This is a genomic window from Streptomyces sp. NBC_00873 (assembly GCF_045207415.1).
GTDB lineage: Bacteria > Actinomycetota > Actinomycetes > Streptomycetales > Streptomycetaceae > Streptomyces.
Window position 1 is genome coordinate 8,374,198 of the sequence record NZ_CP108803.1, and the last position, 18,795, is coordinate 8,392,992.

Sequence of the window (18,795 nt, forward strand, 5' to 3'; positions counted from 1 at the left end):
CTGTGCGATGAATCGTTGACGGTTGAGCAGGTCGAGTCGTGGTCCGAGGGGATAGCCGGGTTCCATGCCCGGTTCGCCCATCGTTTCGGCAGGTCGGAGCCCCGCGAGCGGGCGTTGGACTACCTGAACGGGTTGCTCGCGCCGCTTGAGAAAAAGAACGGGTGGACGCTGTCGGAGCAGGTCGGGCTGGGCCCCGACGGCGTCCAGCGCCTGCTCAACCACTCCGACTGGGACGAGAACGCGGTCCGCGACGATGTGCGGGACTTCGTCGTGGAGACCATCGGTGCCAAGGATGCGGTGCTGATCGGCGACGACACCGGCTTCCTGAAGAAGGGCACCAAGTCCGCCGGCGTCCAGCGTCAGTACACCGGCACAGCTGGCCGCACGGAGAACAGTCAGATCGGACCATTCCTGGCCTACGCCTCCTCCAGGGGGCGGGCGTTGATCGACCGCGAGCTCTACATCCCTGTCTCCTGGACGGATGACCGTGACCGCTGCCGCGCGGCCGGGATCGACGACAAAGTCCCCTTCGCGACCAAGAACGAGCACTTCAAGTGGATGCTGCAACGCTGCGCTTGCCGATAACCTCATCCGACCTGGTCGGAGCTGGTGTGCGGGGTGTACGGGATGTCGAGCGCGGTCGGTCGAGTCTGCGCCGCTCCGCGGCTATCGATCAACGCGGCATGATGACCAACCGTGCTGCTGCGACTGGCCTACTTGGGCATGGCGAACGCGTTCGCCCTGCTGCGCCTGCTACCGATGAGCGATCGGGACAAGGACGTGGAGATCCTCCAGACCGGCGACCATGCGGGCGTGTGCTTCGCATGCGTACGGCTCCCCGTCGCTCTCTGCTCCGTCTGCGGGCGGATGACCCCGTGCTACCGCGCGGACACCGACGCGCCCCGGTGCCCGGAGTGTTCCCGCCGGCCGGAGGAGTGCAGCGGCTGCGGCCGGCGCCGACGCGTCGTCACCCGAACCGCCGAGGGCGAGCCCTTGTGCCGCTCGTGCCACGTCATCATCAAGACCTGCGCCCGGTGCGGGCACGAGACCCGCGTCAGCACACGTCGGACCAGCGGCGATGCGGTATGCGAGCCCTGTTACCGCAACGACCCCACCCGCAGGCAGCCGTGCCCGGGGTGCGGCATGATCGCGATCCCCGCACGCCACGGCCTGTGCGAAACCTGCGCCGCACCCGCCCGTCTGCGCGAACTCCTCGGCGACGACCACGGCATCGTGGCCCCGGGCCTGGAACCCGTCTTCCGCGCTCTGGCCGGCGGCAAGCCGTCCTCGGTACTGGAGTGGCTGAACAAACCCGGGCGGGCCGCGCTGCTCAGCCAGATCCGCGACGCCGGCGTGCCGGTCACCCACGACATGCTCGACCAGCTCGCTCCGGCCGACCGCACCCGCCTGCTCCGCATGATCCTCGTCGCCACCCACGTGCTGCCCGAACGCGACGAGCAACTCGCCGCGCTGGAACACTGGGTCTCCCAGTTCCTCAAGAACACCACCGATCCTGTCGAGCGCCGACTCCTGCACGCCTTCGTCACCTGGCACTATCTGCGCCGCCTGCGCCGCAAGCACCACCCCGGCCGCCCCCTGTCGCCCTACACCGCGGCCGACGTCCGCTACTGCCTCGCCCAGTCCGCCCAGTTCCTCCAGTGGCTGCGCGAGCACGGTGCCCCGCTCGCCGCCTGCAGCCAGCACGACATCGACACCTGGCTCGCCGAGGGCACCGTGATGCGGTTCAAGGCCCGCGGCTTCGTCCGGTGGGCAGCCCGCCACAACCACATCCGACGCCCGGTCGCCTTCCCGCCGATGCCCAGCGGCAGGCCGTACCGGACGCTGCCCGATGACGCCGACCGCTGGCGCCTGGTCCACCGCTTCCTGCACGACGACTCCATCGCCGCTGTCGACCGCGTCGCGGGCCTCCTTGTACTCCTTTACGGCCAGCCCCTCACCAAGATTGCCGGCCTCACCACCGGCCAGGTCCTCACCACCGACGAAGGCGTCCGTCTCGCCCTCGGCCCCCACCCTGTCGCCGTACCCCCACCGCTGGACCAGCTCCTGATCCACCTCGCCGAAGACCGCGACGGTGCCCTCGCGCTCGGCCGGAGCACCGACCACTCCTGGCTCCTGCCCGGCACCCGCCCGGGCCGCCCTCGCAGCCCCCGCCAACTGCGCACGCGCCTCGCGTCCTACGGCCTGCCTTCCCGGCGCGAACGCAACAGCGCACTGATGGACCTCGCGGCGCAGATGCCCCCCGCCGTCCTCAGCGAGGTCCTCGGCGTCTCCATCGGAGCGGCCACTGGCTGGGCCGCCGCCGCGGGCGGCCCCCGCGCGCAGTACGCCGCCGAACTCAGCCGCCGCTCGAAGAGCAGAGACCAGGGTCGGATGCTTGCGGTGACACTCTCGAAGAACGGAGGCCACGGCGTGAGTGAATAGGGGACATGCTCTTCGACTTCACGCACGACCACGACGGTGAACGACTCAGCGGTGTGTACGGCGGTGATCCTGTCGGGGGCACCGCCGTGGTGCTGCATGGCGCAGGCACCAGCAGCACGGAGCGACTGCTTCCGCTGGTGCGGGAGTTCGTAGCCCACGGCTGTCGAGGGGTCGCCTTCGACTTCTCCGGGCACGGCGAAAGCACCGGCAAACTGAGCGAGTTAAGCCTGCGGCGACGGTTCGAGCAGGCCGTCGCGGTGATCGATGCGTACGCGGGGGCGGACGGGCCGCTGGTCCTGGTGGGGTTCAGCATGAGCGGGCAGACGGTGGCCGATCTCGTCCGGCATTACGGGGATCGAGTGGCGGCGCTGGGGCTGTGCGCGCCCGCCGTGTACACGGCCGAGGCGTGGGATGTCCCCTTCGGGGACGGGAACGGCCGGTTCAGCGGGATCATCCGGCGGCCGGACGGCTGGCGGGAGGCGCCCGCGCTTGAGGTGCTGCGGGTGTACGAGGGCCGGGCGGTGCTCGCTGTGCCGGGCACGGACGCGGTGATCCCGCCCGCGGTGACCGAGGCGGTACAGGATGCGCTGGCCGCGCGCGCCCAGTACACGCGGTTCGACCTTCCGGACGCGCAGCACCAGCTGGGCATGTGGTTCCGCGATCACGGCGACGACCGGCGGGAGTTCGTGGAGGCGGTGCTGACCGGCCCCGACGACCGTGGCTGGACGGCCACGCGTGCGTGGGTGGCCAAGCAGCTCGGCAACGGCCGGTCGGTCACCGACTTGCGCCTCCTGTCCGGTGGCTGGAGCTCCCAGATGCGCTGGCTCACGCTCGACGACGGCACGGACCTGGTGCAACGGACCTTCGTGAAGCCGTTCTTCCGCCACCACGGGCCCGGGCTGCTGGCCCGCGAGGCGGACGTCCTGGCGCTGCTCGCCGGGCATGAAGGCATCCCGGCTCCCGGGTTCGTCGCTGTGGACGCCACGGCCGAACACTGCGACCACCCGACCCTGTTGATGTCCGCGTTGCCCGGCCGCGTCCGCGTGGACGAGGAGGACCTCGACCGTCGCCTGGACCTGCTCGCGGCCCAGCTCGTCCGCGTACACGGCGTCGTACCGGACGAAAGACCGCGCACGTACCAGGCGTGGACGTCCCCGGAGCGCGTCCGCACCCCGGACGGTTCTCTGTGGGAGCGGGCCGTGGACGTGATCCGCCGCGACCCGCCGCCATACGAAGGGTGCTTCCTGCACCGCGATTTCCACCCCGGGAACGTGCTTTTCACGGGAGCCGGGCAGGGGCTGCGGATCACCGGTGTCGTGGACTGGGTCGAGACCTCGTGGGGACCTGCCGACCTGGACGTGGCGCACTGCTCGACCGCGCTCGCGCTGCTGCACGGGCCGGCGTACGGGCTGGGCTTCCGCGAGCGGTACGAGGCCCACGGCGGCCGGGACCTCGCCGACGACCCCGACCACTTGTACTGGCGGCTGCTCGACGCCCTGCACTACTGCCCCGACGCGGCGAAGCTGGCCGGGCCGTGGCGTGAACTGGGGCGGGTCGATCTGACGTCCGAGGTGCTGGGAGAGCGGCTGGAGGCGTACGTGGACGGATTGCTGCAACGATACGGCTGACCGGCCCTGGATCACTCGTCTGACACCGACCCGAGGAGGCGTGCGTTTGGCCGCCGTGGTGCTCGTTCATGGCCTGTATCACCGTCCCGAACACTTCTCCCTGGTGGCAGAAAGCTTGCGAACCGCAGGAACCGAGGTCGTCGTTCCCGAGCTCCACCGGGGCTCATTGCCGGCTGACACAGCCGCGGTCCAGGCTGTCATCGACTCGCTACCGGAGCCGCCGATTGTGCTCGGTCACTCCTACGGCGGCTCAGTGATCACTGGGCTGCGCAGGGCGGGACACCTGGTCTATCTGGCGGCCTTCGTGCCGGATGTCGGCGAGAGCGCGGCCGGTCTGGGTGGCGCGTCTCCGCAGCTCCAGGACGCGATCAACCCTGAGCCCGACGGCTCGACCAGCCTGCACCCCGACCGGGCTGCCGGCACCCTCTACGGCGACTGTCCCGAACCTCTCGCCGCCTGGGCGGTTGGCCTCCTGCGTGCGCAAGCCCCCGGCTGCGGGCGAGGGATCCCAGAGCGCCGCAGCTGGAAGCATGCTCCCACCACCTACGCTGTTTGCGCGCAGGACCGGGCCATCGACCCGGCCCTGCAGCGGACGATGGCCTCGCGCTGCACCGACGTGCGCGACTGGCAGACGGGCCACTCCCCGTTCGTCGGACAGCCCGATCTCATCGTTGAACTCCTGCAGGAACTGCTCGTCGCCAACACCCCGCGCCAGCCCGATGAAGGAGTCACAACCGCTCGTTGATGTCGCAGGTACAGGCAGCTGCGTATCAGGCGGTGGACTTGGCCGCGATCCTGGCGAGCAGCTTGTCGCGCACGGCAGGCCACTCGTCCGCAAGCACGCTGTAGTACAGCGAGTCCCGACGAGTGCCGTCCTGGCGCATCATGTGGCTGCGCAACGTCCCCTCGTACACGAGCCCCAGCCGCGTCAGGGCCTGCTGGGAACGGACGTTGAGGTTGTCGGTGCGCAAGGCAATCCTGACCAGGCCCAGATCATCGAAGGCATGCCCGAACAGCAGCAGCTTGGATTCGGCGTTGTAGGGGCCGCCCCAGCACGAACGATCGAACCAGGTAGCGCCAATTTCAGCACGCCCCTCGGCAAGATCAAGCGCATACAGGCTGGTCGAGCCGACCACCGCCTCGTCCGCCAGGCGTTGAACTGCGAAGCACCGTCGGGCCGGATCCTCCAGCATCTGGCTGATCAACGCCCGCATCTGTATCAGAGAGTCGGGGCGGGGCCGGGGCATCCATCGCCATACCTCGGGATCCGACGCAGAAGCGAACAGCGCTTCGGCATGACCGACGGACAGTGGGATGAGGCGGACGGTGCGGCCCAGGAGAGAGTCGTTGCTCACCACTGCACCGTAGCTCCAGGATCTCTGTCTTACAGCCGAGATGATGATCAACGCTGCCACCTCGGTGCCCTCGTCTGCTCTGCCCCCGCCTTCAGGGTTCGCCTGGCTTGACTTGGTGCAGAGGAGGATCAAGGTCCGCTCCCGCACCACCGCCGAAGGCATCATCGGCGGGGTCACCGAAGCACTGGTGTCCCTGGCCACTTTGCCGCGTGGCCGCGACGCCGACGGACAGCTGCGGCTGATCGCCCGCACCACGCCGCTGCGTACGGCCGACCGTCGTGACCTCGACCGAGAGTTACTCCCGCCCGGCCCCGATCATTCCTGGCAGATGGACCGACCGGCGGCCCATTCCGCAGCTATGGATAACCGGGATCGCCAGTACTCGTCGAAGCCCTCGCCCGAACCGGATTCGTGGGCGTTTCCAAGATCGCCATCAGGAGCCGGGAGCGCCTGGCGCTGCTGCGTCCACGGCATGGCGTGCTCGTTGTCCAGACCCTGCTCTGGGCCGACGAGCTGCGTGACCCCGGTGATCTCGCTCCGTCCGCGCCCGTCACGGACCGGGAGCTCGAACTCGCTGAGACGTTGATCGGATCACTGCCCGGCATCGAGGAGAGCGAGCTGCAGGATGGGTACGGACACGCCCTGGAGCAGCTGGTCACGGTGAAACTCAGCGGCGGCGAGCTGGTCGAGCCCGTGGGGCCGGCGGCGCCGGTGGATCTGTTGGCGGCGCTGGAGGAGAGCGTCCAGGCGGCCCGTGCGGGGCGAGGGGATTGAGCAGTCAGTCCGGCGCCGCAGCGCCCTCGGACCCAGGGCGGCGGATATCTGCATACAGCCTCGCCGTCACCCCAGGCTCGCCAGGGACACGGCGAACCCGGCCACCGCCCGACGTTGCCCAGCGCCGACCGAGCGCATCGATCGCGGCCTGGACGGTCTCTTCGTCCGCCGCGGTGAGGTCAACGACCAGCAGGCCCGGTTCCGAGACGTGAAAAGGGTCGATCTGTTCCATGACCGGGCCGACGCTCCGACGATGGCAGACAGTTCACCGCTGGTTACAGTTCCACCCATACGAGCACTCCAGAGGCAGGTGGGGGCGTAACCGCCGGATTGGCCAGGCTCAGCGGAGTTGTGCGGTATCGCCGTGAACGGTGGCATCGCTACGGGGCCGGGCGCACCGTGGAGGAATGAGCCCGTCCGTCATCGTCGACCACATCAGTGCCGACGGCGGCCGCCGCGTCTCCGTCCGCAGCGGCGGCAAGACGCACATCCTCGGGATCGCGTACAGCGATGTCGACGTCATCGAGTTCCTGCGACGAGCCGGGCTCGATGACCCGGGTCCCCTTCTCGACGACCCCTCATGGGTGGAGTGGCGAGGGGGCCAGCCACACGAGTGGGCCGCCGCGTAGAGGGCTCCCAGGGAAGTAGTCGGCGTCCGGCGAGCTCACCAAACGCACCCTTGGCCCCCAGGTCAGGGCCCTGCGGAGCCGTCCTCGGCGACGGCTTCCGGTGCGACCAGAGGCGCGACCTCGGGCCCTTACGATGATCATCGTGACCGACCGCCGCACCCTTGGCTCAGGCCCCGAGGCTCCCGCTCATAGCGTCCGTGTCGCCGAGGCCGACCTTCTCGACGGACTGCCCGGCGTCCATCTCCCAGACCTCAGCGAGTTGCGGGCCCGTGGAGTGCTTGGGGCCCCCATCCCGGCCCCACAGAGCCCACGCCGCACTCTCGGAACTGGCCGCACGGACGACGCACCATCCGATTCCTCGCCGTCATGAGTCACGACGACTGCAGCCCCCGGTTGTCGAGCAGGGCCTGACGCCGGTCAACAATGCGGACGTGCGGACCGCTGTCGGCCATGTGGTGCGCCAGGGTCTCGCGCACCGTCTGGCGGGCCTCCTCGAACAGCGGCTGTCCGTACGCATTCAGCAGCTCGTCGACAACGTCCTCGCCGACACTGCCCGGGACCGTCCTGCAGGACTCCAGCGCGGACGCGACGTACCTCTCCAGCACGCCCGCGGCATCAGTGAGCCGGACCTCGGCAACCGCCGCACCGTCCAGGCCGGCGGCCGTCGCGCGGTCTGCAAGGCAGGCGCCCAGCAGTACCGCCGCCCTGGTCCGGAGCGGTTCGTCCAGCAGGCCCGGACGGGTGCGCCCGTGCCACAGCAAGAGCTGGTCGGCTGCTGACACCGCGTACTCCCACCGGCTGTGCGGCGACCTCAAGCTTTCTGCCCTGCCAGCCTCTGCCACAGCAGATCCAGTTCGGCGAGCAGCGACTCCAGGTCTGACCCCGTCGCCGACGTCTCCACCTCGGGGTTGCCGGGCGTTCCGTCCACGACGTGCCCGGCCGCCAGGAGCACCAGGTCGTCGGGCGCCAGCGTGATACCAAGCCAGCGCTCTTCGCTCTCCACCAGCAGCCGGGCCTGCGAAGCTCCGAATCCCTGTGGCCGGCAGTCCCAGCCGCGGGCCTGAGCAATCCTCAGAGCCAGGCCGTACGCGTCCTGGTCCATGAGTCCCCCTTCATCCATGACCGTGTGCGCCTCACCCTAGGGCCCGGTCCCTGCGGCGCACACGAAGCCGCCAGCGTTCCGGCATGCAAGAACACTGGTGCTTTGGGGCACAGGCTCAGGTCCGGGACTGCTCCACGGGCGGGATGCCGTTTAGCCGCCGTCATCGCGATCGCCGCCGCCATCATTACGCGCTGACCAACCACCGGTCCGGCGGCGGGCCGCCGCCGGGCACCTGGAGGAACCGTGGCCCCGAAGACAACCGTCTTCGGGGCCACGGCCACTGCCGCGGTACGACTGCGCCGCGAGGGGGGTCAGTCGGGCAGGGGAACGCGGATGACTGGGTCGAAGGGGTGCTGGTTGAAGCCGGTGCGCAGGTTGCGGCAGCCCTGTGCCGTGCACATGAAGAACGCTTCGACGTTCTTCATGCCGGTGCGGTTCTTGAGCCAGCCCTTCTCCGTGGGGGTGAGGGGGCGGTGATTTTCATCGGTCTCGCAGGTGTAGCAGTACATCGTGTGGGGTTGCACGACACCTCCTGAAACAGGCGGATAGGCCGACTAGGAGCCTATGAAGGCGAGTTGGGCGGCGTCAGTACGTAACTGGCCGTCTCCAGGCTGCCGAATCCGGGCGTCCGTCGGTGGGTGTCCGTTGCCAATGAAGTCAGCCGAGCGGAAGTCTCCGACCTGCGACGACTAACTTCATTGGCAGAGCGGCCTGGTGGCGCCGAGCGCCTCCGACCGTCGTGACCTGCGGCGACTGGATTGGGTGCTGATGTCGATGCCGGCGCAGCGTTCGTGCAGGACGTCCATGGCCTCGGCTCCGTTCCCGTCCGATTCTTCGGGGTCGTGGTGCCGTTCCGGGAGGGCCAAGGCAGTGCGAAGAGTCTGACGCGCGTGCTCATGGCAACACTCCACGGTTCCCGTGGACGGCCCTCAGTACCATGCTGTCGTGCGAGCTCGGAGGCATCACAGAGTCATCGGTCTCGTCCGGAACGAACAGTTCCATGATCCGGATACGGCCGTCTCGCCGGCAGGGCGGACAAGCGACCTGAAGACGTACGACGGCGCATTTACTGTGCCCCCGGCGCACGGCGAAGCCGCGCTGATGTGCTGTCGGGAATCTTGAGGTTGCGGTGTCAGCCGTCGGCCGTCGTCCGCCATGACTTCCGGCGGGTGATATGCGACATCCCGCGGGTTCGTCCTGGCTGTCATCTCCCGTTGCCGCAGGTCAGCCCGGCAGACGGGAGCGATGGATCCGCATAGATCATGATGGACGTTCGGGATTCCTGAAGAACCATCATGACTCCTGCACAGACGCACAGGCCGAGGGCGACGAGGTGCCTGGTCAGGCCCCGTGCCGAGGAACCGAGGGGCACGGCGAACCCGCGGGATGTCGCACAACTGGACCAGGGCTGCGTCGTTTTCGCGTTGTGGCCGGTTTGATCACGTGCTGTCGAGGGTGGTCAGCGGCCAGGTGGTGTCGCGGGAGTGCCTGCTCGATACCCCACTGCCCGGTGGCACGGCTTGCGCCGGGGGGGTGCCTCTATGTTCTTCGTCAAGGTCATGCCGCCTGGTTTGTGGCTGTTTGGGTTGGTCATGCAGCGAGGGTGACGGCGGGGGTTCGGGGTTCGTAGAAGGTTCCGTCGCGGAGCATGGCGAACAGGACGCTGATGCGCTGGCGGGCGAGGCGGAGGAGGGCCTGGGTGTTTGTGTCCTGAACGCGAAAGGGATCTGTTTGTAGGGCAGCTCCCAGAAGCGATGCTGTGCGAGAGATGAAGGTGTGGCCCTTCGGAGTCGCCCTGCGGGGGGAGGCTTCAAACCGCCTCATGCTGCGTTGGCTGAAGACCGTCGTGGTGAGCGATGAGGAAAAGGCATCCAAGAGGTGTCAGGTGGGGACTGGGAAGACGAGTGCAATCGAATCACTGCTGACGTGTCGTAAGACCTTCAGATGGCATCGAAACCGGGGTGTATACCCAGCTCCGGGATAAGCCTGGCGGGTGCCCGTCTATTGGCCAGGTGATGTCCGGCATGCAGGTGACGTGAGCCCAGTCTGCTGCTTTCGCATGGAACAGGAGAAGGCGTGTCCCGACACTGTCCGCCTTTCTGGGCGGGCGACAGGGAGTGCTCCAAGCGGCCGAAACCGTGAGGGGTTGAGTACCGGGGCGGGACATGCCGGCGGACCGGTCCGTAGTAGTGGTGAAGCCCCTGTAACGGGGGTGGAGCGAAGGGACCGGGTCGTTCGTGACTGAGTGTGTCGTATCAACCGGAGCTATCCGGGAGGAGTCCGATGGACCAGTTGAAGTCGCCAGTCAAACCGTTCGATATCTCGAAGTGGGAAGTCAAGGAGGCGTGGGAGGAAGTCAGAGCGAACAAGGGCGCACCCGGAGTGGATGGGCAGAGCATTGACGACTTTGAGAAGGACCTGAGGAACAACCTCTATAAGGTCTGGAACCGGATGTCATCGGGCTCATACTTCCCTCCTCCCGTGCGTGCGGTGGAGATTCCGAAGCCTCATGGCGGCGGCGTGAGAATGCTCGGCATTCCCGCAGTCGCCGACCGTGTGGCTCAGACCGTGGTGGCCAGGCATCTGATGCGAAGGGTGGAGCCTGTTTTCCACCAAGATTCCTTTGGATACCGGCCCGGGCGGTCTGCGCTGAATGCGGTGGAGCGTTGCAGAGAACGCTGCCGGAAACGGGACTGGGTGGTGGAGTTCGACATCGCCAAGTTCTTCGACAGCGTGCCCTGGGACCTCCTCGTCAAGGCGGTGGAAGCTCACACTGATGCCGTTTGGGTGAAGTTGTATGTGGAGCGGTGGCTTGCTGCCCCGCTCAAGATGCCCGACGGTTCCCTGCTGGACCGCGAGTGCGGGACCCCGCAAGGGGCTCCGGTCTCGCCTGTCCTGGCGAACCTGTTCCTGCACTATGCGTTCGATCTCTGGATGGACCGGGAGTTCCCCACCGTCTGGTTCGAACGGTATGCGGACGACGCGGTACTGCACTGCGTCTCGGAGCGGCAGGCCGTCAAGGTGCTGTCCGCTCTGGAGAACAGGATGGCCGAGGTCGGATTGCGACTGCATCCGGACAAGACCCGGATCGTGTACTGCAAGGACGGGAAGCGCCGAGGCTCCTTCGGAGCCACGGCATTCACATTCCTCGGGTTCACCTTTCGCGCCAGGTGCAGTCAGGATCGCAACGGCAAGCTCTTCTTGTCGTTCGACCCCGGCATCAGCAAGGATGCTCTGAAGAAGATCAGCGGCGAGGTGCGGTCCTGGCACCTGCACACGCGCTCGGATCTGTCCTTCACCGACCTTGCCCGCAGGATCAATCCTGTGGTGGCGGGGTGGATCAACTACTACGGCCGGTTCAGGCCGAGCGAGTTGACCCGCTTCTTGAAGCGCATCAACGCCTACTTGGTGCGTTGGATCCGCCAGAAGTACGAACGGCTCGCGCCGCTGCGGAAGGCCCTTGCGAAGCTGCGGGAGATTGCTCAGCGGTATCCCCGCATGTTCACGCACTGGCGCTGCACGACGGTGGCCGCATCAGGTTGGTGATCAGAACGACAAGAGCCGTGTAACGGGAGACTGTTACGCACGGATCTGTGAGAGCCGGGGGGTGAGACTCCCCTCGGCTACTCGGCGGGTTTTCCCTCGGGCTCGTTGGCGGTCGTAGTAGGTGCGGGAGGCGGGATCGGCGTTCATGCAGGCGAAGGCGGAGAGGAACATTGCACGTTTGAGTTGCCGGTTTCCGCCTCGGGGTGCGTGTTCGCCGTGGATCGAGGTGCCGGATTGCTTGGTGGTGGGGGCGAGGCCGGCGTAGGAGGCGAGGTGGGCGGCGGTGGGGAAGCTGGTGCCGTCGCCGACGGTGGTCAGCAGGACTGCGGCGGTCCTGACGCCGACGCCGGGCATCGAGGTCAGGACCTGGGAAAGAGGGTGGGATTCCAGCAGGGTGCTGATCTGGGTTTCCAGGGCTCGGCGTTGTTCGTGGACGGCGCCGAGCGAGCGGGCCAGGGAGGGGATCACGACGTCGAGGGTGCCGGTGCCCGGGACGACGACGGTCTGTTCGTCGAGGGCGTCGAAGACGTCGTCAATCAGCCGGGTGGCCATGCGCGGGGCCTTGGGGCGGATGAGCTCGGCGAGCCTGCGGCGGCCGGCTTTGCGCAGGGCGGCCGGGGATCCGTGGCGCTCCAGCAGCCAGGTGACGGCCTGGTGGTCCAGGCGAGGCCCGAGGACGCGTTCGAGGCTGGGGTGGAACTGGGTGAGCAGGCCACGTATCCGGTTGGAGGTGCGGGTGGCCTCGGCGGCGAGGTCCTGGTCGAAGCCGACGAGCACGGTCAGCTCGGCGGTGATCTCGTCGGTCAGCTCCAGGGTGCGCAGGGTGTGGGGCATGGTGCGGGCGGCGTCCGCGATGACCGCGGCGTCTTTCGCGTCGGTCTTGGCCTCGCCCGGGTAGAGATCGGCGATCCGCCGCATGGCCAGGCCGGGCAGGTAGGCGACCTTGCAGCCGGCGTCTCGGGCGACGGTCAGCGGGAGGGCGCCGATGGAGGCGGGCTGGTCCACGATCACCAGCACGGTGCCGAACTTCGCCGTGAGCTTGTCGAAGACGGCCCGCAGTCTGGGTTCACTGTTGGGCAGCGGCTTGTCGAAGACCTTCTTCCCCGCCGGGGTCAGCCCGTGCCCGTGATGGGTGCTCTTGCCGACGTCCAGGCCCAGGAAGACGCCCACCTCGGTCGTATCGAACATCGTTACTCCCTCTTTCCAAGGGGTGTTCTCAGTGCCGGCCTCGGCTTCGGTGTCGTGCTCGCGCATCCACGTTATGCAGACCTGCCGCCCGCGAACTGCCCGGCGTTGCGCCGGACCGGACAGTGGCCGGACCTCTCATCAGCGTCTGTGACGACACCTCCGGGCTCGGTGACACCACCCCCCAGGTCATGCCTTCGACAGGGGGCAACAGTCATGCCGGGCCCGGAGGCCAGCGGTCCCGTTGCAGGACCGCGAAAAACATAACGGGGGGGAACCGCGGCCCTGGGCGGGCTCGTGTCCTGGTACGGGTGGAAGAGAAACCGGGCGAGGTTCGCGGGGGAATCATGCAGATTATCGAGGTGACCGGTTATGCCGTCCGATCTGCTGTGATCACCATGAGGCGGACAGGAACGCCACTTGAGTTTGTGATCTTCCCGATGCTGCATGTGGCTTCGCCGGCGTTCTACTCCCAGGTCCGCATCAGGCTCAGGGAATGCGACCTCATAGTCATCGAGGGAATCCGAGGGAAGTCGGTCGGAGTGAGTGCCCTCACGCTTGCTTACCGGTTCACCCCACGCCGACGGCGCAACGGCCTGCAGGAGCAGCGCGAGGAGCTGCTGCTTCCCGAGGGCGTGCCGGTTATCAACCCGGATGTGACCGCGGCGGAGGCGATCGCGGACCTGAAGACGCTGCCGCGGTGGACGTACCTGCTGCTCATGGTCGCGGCTCCCGTGATGGGCCTGGTGTTCGCGCTGCGCGGTCCGCGCGCCTTCCTCGATGAGGACCTGGTGGTCGAGGATCTGCCGTCGACGCTGCGGGCGGAGATGATGGCCGACGATCCTGTGGGGCACGCGATGACCGGTCGGCGCGACCAGCGGTTGCTCGCCGCGCTCGGCGAGATCCACGCGGAGCGCGGCGACGAGCAGATCCGGGTGGCCGTCGTCTACGGGGCCGGCCACGTCCCGGCGATCGTGTCGGGATTGGGGGATCGTTACGGGTACCGGCCACGCGAAGCGGAATGGCTTACCGTCCTTGTCCCGGCGTAGACCGCCTGGCGAAACTGGTTCTGCGCGAGCTGGCAGACGGCGGCGTTTGTGCGACATCCCGCGGGTTCGCCGTGCCCCTCGGTTCCTCGGCACGGGGCCTGACCAGGCACCTCGTCGCCCTCGGCCTGTGCGTCTGTGCAGGAGTCATGATGGTTCTTCAGGAATCCCGAAGGTCCATCATGATCTATGCGGATCCATCGCTCCCGTCTGCCGGGCTGACCTGCGGCAACGGGAGATGACAGCCAGGACGAACCCGCGGGATGTCGCATAGCCGGCCGCGTGTCGAGGGACACACATACCGGCAGATAGGTCTACACCTGCGGGTAGGGTCCTTCGGCATGAGCACAACACCGCCCGACATACGCCGGGTCAGCCTCCGCGCCGCCCTCGGAATCGGGGCGGCCTTCACCGCCGCCGCGTTCGGCGCCGGGTTCACCCTCGCCGCCGGCCAGAGCGGCAGCGCGGACGCGGACAACATCGTCGTCGAGCACTTGGTCGGCCCCCGCCACGGCACCGGGAACCAGTCCATGACCGGGGACCCGTTGCCCGGCGTGTGCACCGGCTCTTCCGCGACCATGGGGAATGAGGCCGCCATGCGGGAGGAGTCGCTCTCGACCGCCTGCCAGTTCATCCGTGACAGCCGGGCCAAGGACGCCGAAGCCGCTGTCCAGGCGCTACGGGACGCCGCCCGTGTTCTGGAACGGGGCCGCCGGTGAACACCCCCCGCTGGGTCACCCCGCGCCGCCTCGGCGCCGCCGCCGCGATCTACGGCGTGTTCGTTGCGGGCTGGTACCTGGGTCAGCCCGTCACCCCCGAATGCCACGTCGACCAGGCCGCCCTCGACCGGATCGCCGAGGAGTACGAAACCGAACCATCCCCCACACCCACTCCGACGCCGACGGCGTACCCGTCACGGTACGACTCGAAGTCCCCCCTCCCGCTCGACCCGACGCCGGACCCGGCCTACAAACCCCCCTACAACCCCCGTGGGGGCGCCGACGCCAGGTGGTCCCAAACGGTCACCGACTATGCCGTCGCCTGCACCAACGACACGAGCGAACGCCCCCGCATGCGAGCGTGGTTCGAGGGCCACTGGCGGTAGAGAGGCGGTGTGGCCTGGTGTGTCCGCCGACGCGGGCGCCGACCTCGTGTCGTGCGACACTCCCCGGATGCCTGCCTGGATAACCCTGCGCCGCCTCGGCGCCGCCACCACTTTGTACGCCGTGTTCCTGGCCGGGTGGTGGCTGGGACAGCCCGTGCGCTCCGACGGCTGCCTCGAAGACCGGCTCACCGCCGGGGCAAACGGTCGTCCCACACCGGTAGAACCGGCCGACCCCAACCGGTACCTCGAGAACCTCAACCTCGACTTCGGTCTCCTCGACTGGGCCGACGACATGGACGGCTACCGCGACGGCGAATACGGCCCCAGCGACTACGGGTACGACCTGCGGGGCGGGTCCGAAACGTACGTCACGTCCGGCGCTGTCTACGCTCCTTGCTCCTACAAGAAGCGCGCCCGCCTGCTCGCGTGGATCAACGGCGACTGGGGCTGACTACACCTGTGCCTGCCTCACGGGCACGGCCAGACCACGGGGACGGAAATAGGACAGCTTCCCGGAGCCCCGGTTTTAGGAAGTATTACGGCGTGACGATTCGACAGGAACCGGGGCGAACATCCTGGAAACGTGCGCTTGCCGATAACCTCATCCGACCTGGTCGGAGCTGGTGTGCGGGGTGTACGGGATGTCGAGCGCGGTCGGTCGAGTCTGCGCCGCTCCGCGGCTATCGATCAACGCGGCATGATGACCAACCGTGCTGCTGCGACTGGCCTACTTGGGCATGGCGAACGCGTTCGCCCTGCTGCGCCTGCTACCGATGAGCGATCGGGACAAGGACGTGGAGATCCTCGCCCTGCGCCACCAACTGTCGGTGCTGGAGCGCCAACTCGGTATGGAGAAGGTGCGGTTCAGCCCGAGCGACCGGGCGTTCCTGACGGCGCTGCCGCACCGGCTGCCGCGGGACGTGCTGCGCAGGCTGCGGCTGCTGGTCCGGCCGGACACGGTGCTACGTTGGCACCGCGACCTGGTCGCCCGCCGCCACGCCGCCGAGTCCAAGCCGAAGCGCCCGGGTCGGCCCCGCACCGTGCGCTCCATCCGCGCCCTGGTGCTGCGCCTGGCACGGGAAAATCCCACGTGGGGCTACCGGCGCCTCCACGGCGAGCTGCTGGTGCTGGGCGTGACGGTGGCCCCCTCCACGGTCTGGGAGATCCTGCGGGAGGCCGGGATCGATCCGTCACCCCAACGGAGCTCAAGTACGTGGGCGGACTTCCTGCGCTCGCAGGCCGACGCCCTGCCGGCGTGCGATTTCTTCGAGACGGTCACCTTGTCCGGGGCACGGATGTACGTGCTCGCAGTGATCGAGCACGGCAGTCGGCGGATCCGGATTCTGGGCGCCACGGCACACCCGACCGCCGCCTGGGTGGCGCAGGCCGCGAAGAATCTCGTCATGGACCTTAAGGACGCACGCTGCCGGGCGCGGTTCCTGATCCGGGACCGGGACGGGAAGTTCCCCGCCTTGTTCGACGCGATCCTCGCCGATGCGGGCATTGAGGTTGTGCTCAGCGGCGTCCGGATGCCGAGAATGAACTCGATTATGGAGAGGTGGGTGCAGACCTGCCGGCGCGAGCTGCTGGACCGCACGTTGATCTGGAATCAGCGGCATCTGCTCCACGCCTTGCGCGCGTTCGAACAGTTCTATAACTCCCATCGGCCGCATCAGGGCATCGCGAATGCCCGCCCGCCGTATCCATTGCCCACGCCGATCACTGATCCGGACGAGATCGCCCGCCTCGACATACGCCGCCGCGATCGCCTCGGCGGCATTCTCCATGAGTACCGACATGCCGCATGACCTCAATGGATGACGTTTTCGGCAAGGGCAGCGTTTCAGTGTCCAGGGCGGCAGGATGAGCGGCTGGTTGCGGGGGACGCCCCAGCCGCAGGGGGTGGACGTTGAGGCTGAGAAGGCCACCGGTGAGAGTGTCGAGGTCGACGCCGAGCCGGGCCCACGCGTCGCGTCTGTGCAGGCCGGGTTCCACGGCGCCGCAGGCGGCTGCTTCGGCGAGGACAAGTCCGCCGAGGTCGGTATCGGCGTCCAGGGCGTGCGGGTCCCCGGTGACATCGTGGGCCAGGAGCCGGCGGTCGAGGCGACCTTTCTCCGGGAGACGGGCCAGCACACGGGCGAGAGCGGCCAGCAGTTCCTCGGGGGCGGAGTGCTGGGCGATCCGGCTGACCCGGCCGGTCCGCTGCAGTACGGCCCACTCCTGAGGACCCGGTCTCACCGGGGCGGTGAGAGGAAGTGAGGCCAGCAGTCGGTTGCGAGCTCCTGGAGGCCCGCGAGCCGGGCTGCCTGTCGGGCGTGTTCGGCCGCGTTCTGGCCCAACGCCCGACGCAACGCATGCGCGGCCACGGCCGCAGGGGTCAGGCGAGGACCGCGGGCGCGAAGGCGGCGGGTGAGTTCGGGCAGGTTGATGCGCTTGCTCTGCCCCGGGCGCAGGGACCTCGTGCCCAGGAGACCGAGGACAGCCGCCCGCTGAGCCGCATCGGACGGCGCGGTGATTGTCACCGTGCCATGTTCCATGGCACGGTCGGCCCGGTCGGCGAACTGCTTCCACAGCCACATCACCTTGTCGCCGAGCAGAGCGCCGAACTCGGCGCTGTCGCAAGCGCCGTCGGGGCACAGCGCGTCCGGGCACGGAGCTGGTCCGGCTGTCACGGTCGGTCCTTGGCGATGGTCGCGGCAGGGCCTGCGGGGTGGGGGAGGATATGGCCGGTCGCCTGGAGCAGGCTGGGGCCGTAGAGGTTCATTTCCTCGAATGCGATGACGGTGCCGTCGGGTGCTTTCTCCAGGTCGTAGATGTCGACGCCGTCCCAGGCGCCGGGGGAGCCGTCCCAGTGGTGGCTGGTGCAGATCAGGTCCAGATCGAGGCTCTCGACGTAGGCGGCGATCCCGTCCCGGCCCTGTTGGTCGACCTCGGCGGGTACCTCGTCCAGGGCGCACAGGCGGGCGGCGTGGGAGGGCAGGTCGCGGTAGTCGGCGGCGAGCGCGGCCAGCATCGGGGCGAGGACGATCAGGTGGCTTTCGCCCTGGGAGATGGTGACATCGCGGGCGCCCCATCTCTCCTGGCTGCCGTCGGCCCGCGTGATCATGTATTTGAGCGCGACCCAGGTGCGGATGTCGGTGGCTTCGGCGAGCAGGCTGGCGTGCTCCTCGTGGTGGGGGCGTTCGTCGGTGAGGTCCGGCTCGCCCATCCGCAGTACGGCCAGCAGCGCCTGGCCGATGCGTTGCTGCTGTTCGGGGGTGCGGTCGGCGTCGGCGACCTTGCAGGTTAGTTCGTGGATGGTGGCGACTGCGGGGGAGAGGTCCTTGCGGACACTGACGTCGATTCGGACGCCGACGCCGGAGGATGCGGCGGCGAGCGACATCGGCAACCGCTGGCTTGGCGCGGCCCTGGGCACCGCCGCCATGGCAGCCTCGCGCACCCGCGACACCACCTACCTCGGCGCCCGATACCACCGCCTCATGCCCCGCCTGGGCAAGAAGAAGGCCCTGGTCGCCGTCGAACACACCCTCCTGACCGCCGTCTGGCACATGCTCGCCAACGACACGCCGTACCACGACCTCGGCGGCGACTACTACGCCAAGCTCGACCCCGAACGCGCTCTCCGCCGGATCACCCGACAAGCCAACGCCCTCGGCCTCACCGTCCGCTTCGAACCCATCGCGGCACCCTGAACCCACCTTCCCTGCCAGCGTTCAAGCTTCATTTTCGGACCAGTCAGCGGGCCCGTCAGCCTGATCTGGATCTTCATCAACTTTCGCCGCTCGATGAGACGGCGTCCTTTCGAGCCTTTTACAACGGCCGGATGAGGTAGGCGAGTTACGGGCAAGTCTCGGCGTGTCTTCCCGCGGAAGCCGCTGTGCACCGGGCGTGGGGGTGTCGCGCGGGACCGGTCAGTCGGCCTGGTCATGGGCGGCGCCAGGGGAGAGGCGGTGGCCTCTGTGACGGGCGATGCACGGCATGCA

At 68.2% G+C, this 18,795-nt stretch carries 19 protein-coding genes and 3 pseudogenes; 13 read left to right on the plus strand and 9 right to left on the minus strand.

Annotated features, from left to right (window positions below; all coding sequences use genetic code 11):
- Positions 1–15: 15 nt before the first annotated feature.
- The 4 genes and pseudogenes from OH809_RS38680 to OH809_RS38695 all read left to right on the plus strand — a co-directional run.
- A pseudogene (locus OH809_RS38680) lies at positions 16–570 on the plus strand (IS701 family transposase); the annotation flags it as partial.
- A 126-nt stretch (positions 571–696) separates the two neighbouring features.
- Entirely contained in the window at positions 697–2,442 is a 1,746-nt protein-coding gene (locus tag OH809_RS38685; protein WP_406516135.1) for a hypothetical protein, read from the plus strand.
- A 5-nt stretch (positions 2,443–2,447) separates the two neighbouring features.
- The gene (locus OH809_RS38690) at positions 2,448–4,070 is read left to right on the plus strand and encodes an alpha/beta fold hydrolase (RefSeq protein WP_406416496.1); all 1,623 of its coding nucleotides are present in this window, start codon (positions 2,448–2,450) and stop codon (positions 4,068–4,070) included.
- A 46-nt stretch (positions 4,071–4,116) separates the two neighbouring features.
- The gene (locus tag OH809_RS38695; protein WP_406416495.1) at positions 4,117–4,815 is read left to right on the plus strand and encodes an alpha/beta fold hydrolase; all 699 of its coding nucleotides are present in this window, start codon (positions 4,117–4,119) and stop codon (positions 4,813–4,815) included.
- A gap of 25 nt (positions 4,816–4,840) precedes the next feature.
- Here OH809_RS38695 and OH809_RS38700 read toward each other — a convergent pair whose 3' ends face one another.
- The gene (locus OH809_RS38700; protein ID WP_406516136.1) at positions 4,841–5,602 is read right to left on the minus strand and encodes a GNAT family N-acetyltransferase; all 762 of its coding nucleotides are present in this window, start codon (positions 5,600–5,602) and stop codon (positions 4,841–4,843) included.
- A gap of 213 nt (positions 5,603–5,815) precedes the next feature.
- On the opposite strand from OH809_RS38700, the pseudogene OH809_RS38705 reads away from it, so the two are divergent.
- Positions 5,816–6,199 (plus strand): annotated as a pseudogene (locus OH809_RS38705) (Ku protein); the annotation flags it as partial.
- 4 nt (positions 6,200–6,203) lie between these two features.
- Here the strand turns inward: OH809_RS38705 and OH809_RS38710 are convergent.
- Positions 6,204–6,431, minus strand: a complete 228-nt coding sequence (locus OH809_RS38710) for a DUF6207 family protein (RefSeq protein WP_406416492.1) — start codon at positions 6,429–6,431, stop codon at positions 6,204–6,206.
- A 175-nt stretch (positions 6,432–6,606) separates the two neighbouring features.
- Here OH809_RS38710 and OH809_RS38715 point away from each other — a divergent pair, with 175 nt between their 5' ends.
- The gene (locus OH809_RS38715; RefSeq protein ID WP_406416491.1) at positions 6,607–6,828 is read left to right on the plus strand and encodes a hypothetical protein; all 222 of its coding nucleotides are present in this window, start codon (positions 6,607–6,609) and stop codon (positions 6,826–6,828) included.
- Positions 6,829–7,199: 371 nt separating this feature from the next.
- On the opposite strand, the gene OH809_RS38720 is transcribed toward OH809_RS38715, so the two are convergent.
- From OH809_RS38720 to OH809_RS38730, 3 genes are all read right to left on the minus strand, one after another.
- Positions 7,200–7,610: a hypothetical protein gene (locus OH809_RS38720; protein ID WP_406416489.1), complete on the minus strand. Its 411-nt coding sequence runs from the start codon at positions 7,608–7,610 to the stop codon at positions 7,200–7,202.
- 29 nt (positions 7,611–7,639) lie between these two features.
- The gene (locus OH809_RS38725) at positions 7,640–7,930 is read right to left on the minus strand and encodes a hypothetical protein (RefSeq protein ID WP_406416488.1); all 291 of its coding nucleotides are present in this window, start codon (positions 7,928–7,930) and stop codon (positions 7,640–7,642) included.
- 311 nt (positions 7,931–8,241) lie between these two features.
- Entirely contained in the window at positions 8,242–8,439 is a 198-nt protein-coding gene (locus tag OH809_RS38730; protein WP_266753797.1) for a hypothetical protein, read from the minus strand.
- A 1,774-nt stretch (positions 8,440–10,213) separates the two neighbouring features.
- Between OH809_RS38730 and ltrA the strand changes: the two genes are divergently transcribed.
- Positions 10,214–11,476, plus strand: coding sequence for a group II intron reverse transcriptase/maturase (gene ltrA / locus OH809_RS38735; RefSeq protein ID WP_406516137.1), 1,263 nt, complete (start codon positions 10,214–10,216; stop codon positions 11,474–11,476).
- Positions 11,477–11,551: 75 nt separating this feature from the next.
- Here the strand turns inward: ltrA and OH809_RS38740 are convergent.
- A pseudogene (locus OH809_RS38740) lies at positions 11,552–12,664 on the minus strand (IS110 family transposase); the annotation flags it as partial.
- Positions 12,665–13,101: 437 nt separating this feature from the next.
- Between OH809_RS38740 and OH809_RS38745 the strand changes: the two are divergent.
- The 5 genes from OH809_RS38745 to OH809_RS38765 all read left to right on the plus strand — a co-directional run bounded on the left by OH809_RS38745 (position 13,102) and on the right by OH809_RS38765 (position 16,620).
- On the plus strand, positions 13,102–13,710 hold the full coding sequence (locus OH809_RS38745; protein WP_406416484.1) for a hypothetical protein: 609 nt from the start codon (positions 13,102–13,104) through the stop codon (positions 13,708–13,710).
- Between the two features lie 338 nt (positions 13,711–14,048).
- The gene (locus tag OH809_RS38750) at positions 14,049–14,426 is read left to right on the plus strand and encodes a hypothetical protein (protein ID WP_406416483.1); all 378 of its coding nucleotides are present in this window, start codon (positions 14,049–14,051) and stop codon (positions 14,424–14,426) included.
- Positions 14,423–14,812: a hypothetical protein gene (locus OH809_RS38755; protein WP_406416481.1), complete on the plus strand. Its 390-nt coding sequence runs from the start codon at positions 14,423–14,425 to the stop codon at positions 14,810–14,812. The genes OH809_RS38750 and OH809_RS38755 overlap by 4 nt, the downstream gene beginning before the upstream one ends.
- Before the next feature lie 67 nt (positions 14,813–14,879).
- A complete protein-coding gene (locus OH809_RS38760) occupies positions 14,880–15,263 on the plus strand; it encodes a hypothetical protein (RefSeq protein WP_406416480.1) in 384 nt (127 codons plus the stop codon).
- Between the two features lie 259 nt (positions 15,264–15,522).
- Positions 15,523–16,620 (plus strand): integrase core domain-containing protein, encoded by a 1,098-nt coding sequence (locus tag OH809_RS38765; RefSeq protein WP_406416478.1) that lies wholly within the window; start codon positions 15,523–15,525, stop codon positions 16,618–16,620.
- Here OH809_RS38765 and OH809_RS38770 read toward each other — a convergent pair.
- The 3 genes from OH809_RS38770 to OH809_RS38780 are packed head-to-tail and all read right to left on the minus strand — an operon-like array spanning position 16,532 to position 18,251.
- Positions 16,532–17,050: a TIGR02679 domain-containing protein gene (locus OH809_RS38770; protein WP_406416476.1), complete on the minus strand. Its 519-nt coding sequence runs from the start codon at positions 17,048–17,050 to the stop codon at positions 16,532–16,534. The genes OH809_RS38765 and OH809_RS38770 overlap by 89 nt on opposite strands.
- The gene (locus OH809_RS38775; protein WP_406416474.1) at positions 17,047–17,484 is read right to left on the minus strand and encodes a TIGR02679 domain-containing protein; all 438 of its coding nucleotides are present in this window, start codon (positions 17,482–17,484) and stop codon (positions 17,047–17,049) included. The genes OH809_RS38770 and OH809_RS38775 overlap by 4 nt, the downstream gene beginning before the upstream one ends.
- Positions 17,481–18,251 carry an SbcC/MukB-like Walker B domain-containing protein gene (locus OH809_RS38780; protein ID WP_406416473.1) on the minus strand — a complete coding sequence of 257 codons (771 nt, stop codon included), beginning with the start codon at positions 18,249–18,251 and terminating at the stop codon, positions 17,481–17,483. Before OH809_RS38780 ends, OH809_RS38775 begins: the two co-directional genes overlap by 4 nt.
- Here OH809_RS38780 and OH809_RS38785 point away from each other — a divergent pair.
- Positions 18,235–18,504 carry a hypothetical protein gene (locus OH809_RS38785; RefSeq protein ID WP_406416471.1) on the plus strand — a complete coding sequence of 90 codons (270 nt, stop codon included), beginning with the start codon at positions 18,235–18,237 and terminating at the stop codon, positions 18,502–18,504. The genes OH809_RS38780 and OH809_RS38785 overlap by 17 nt on opposite strands.
- Positions 18,505–18,795 lie beyond the last annotated feature (291 nt).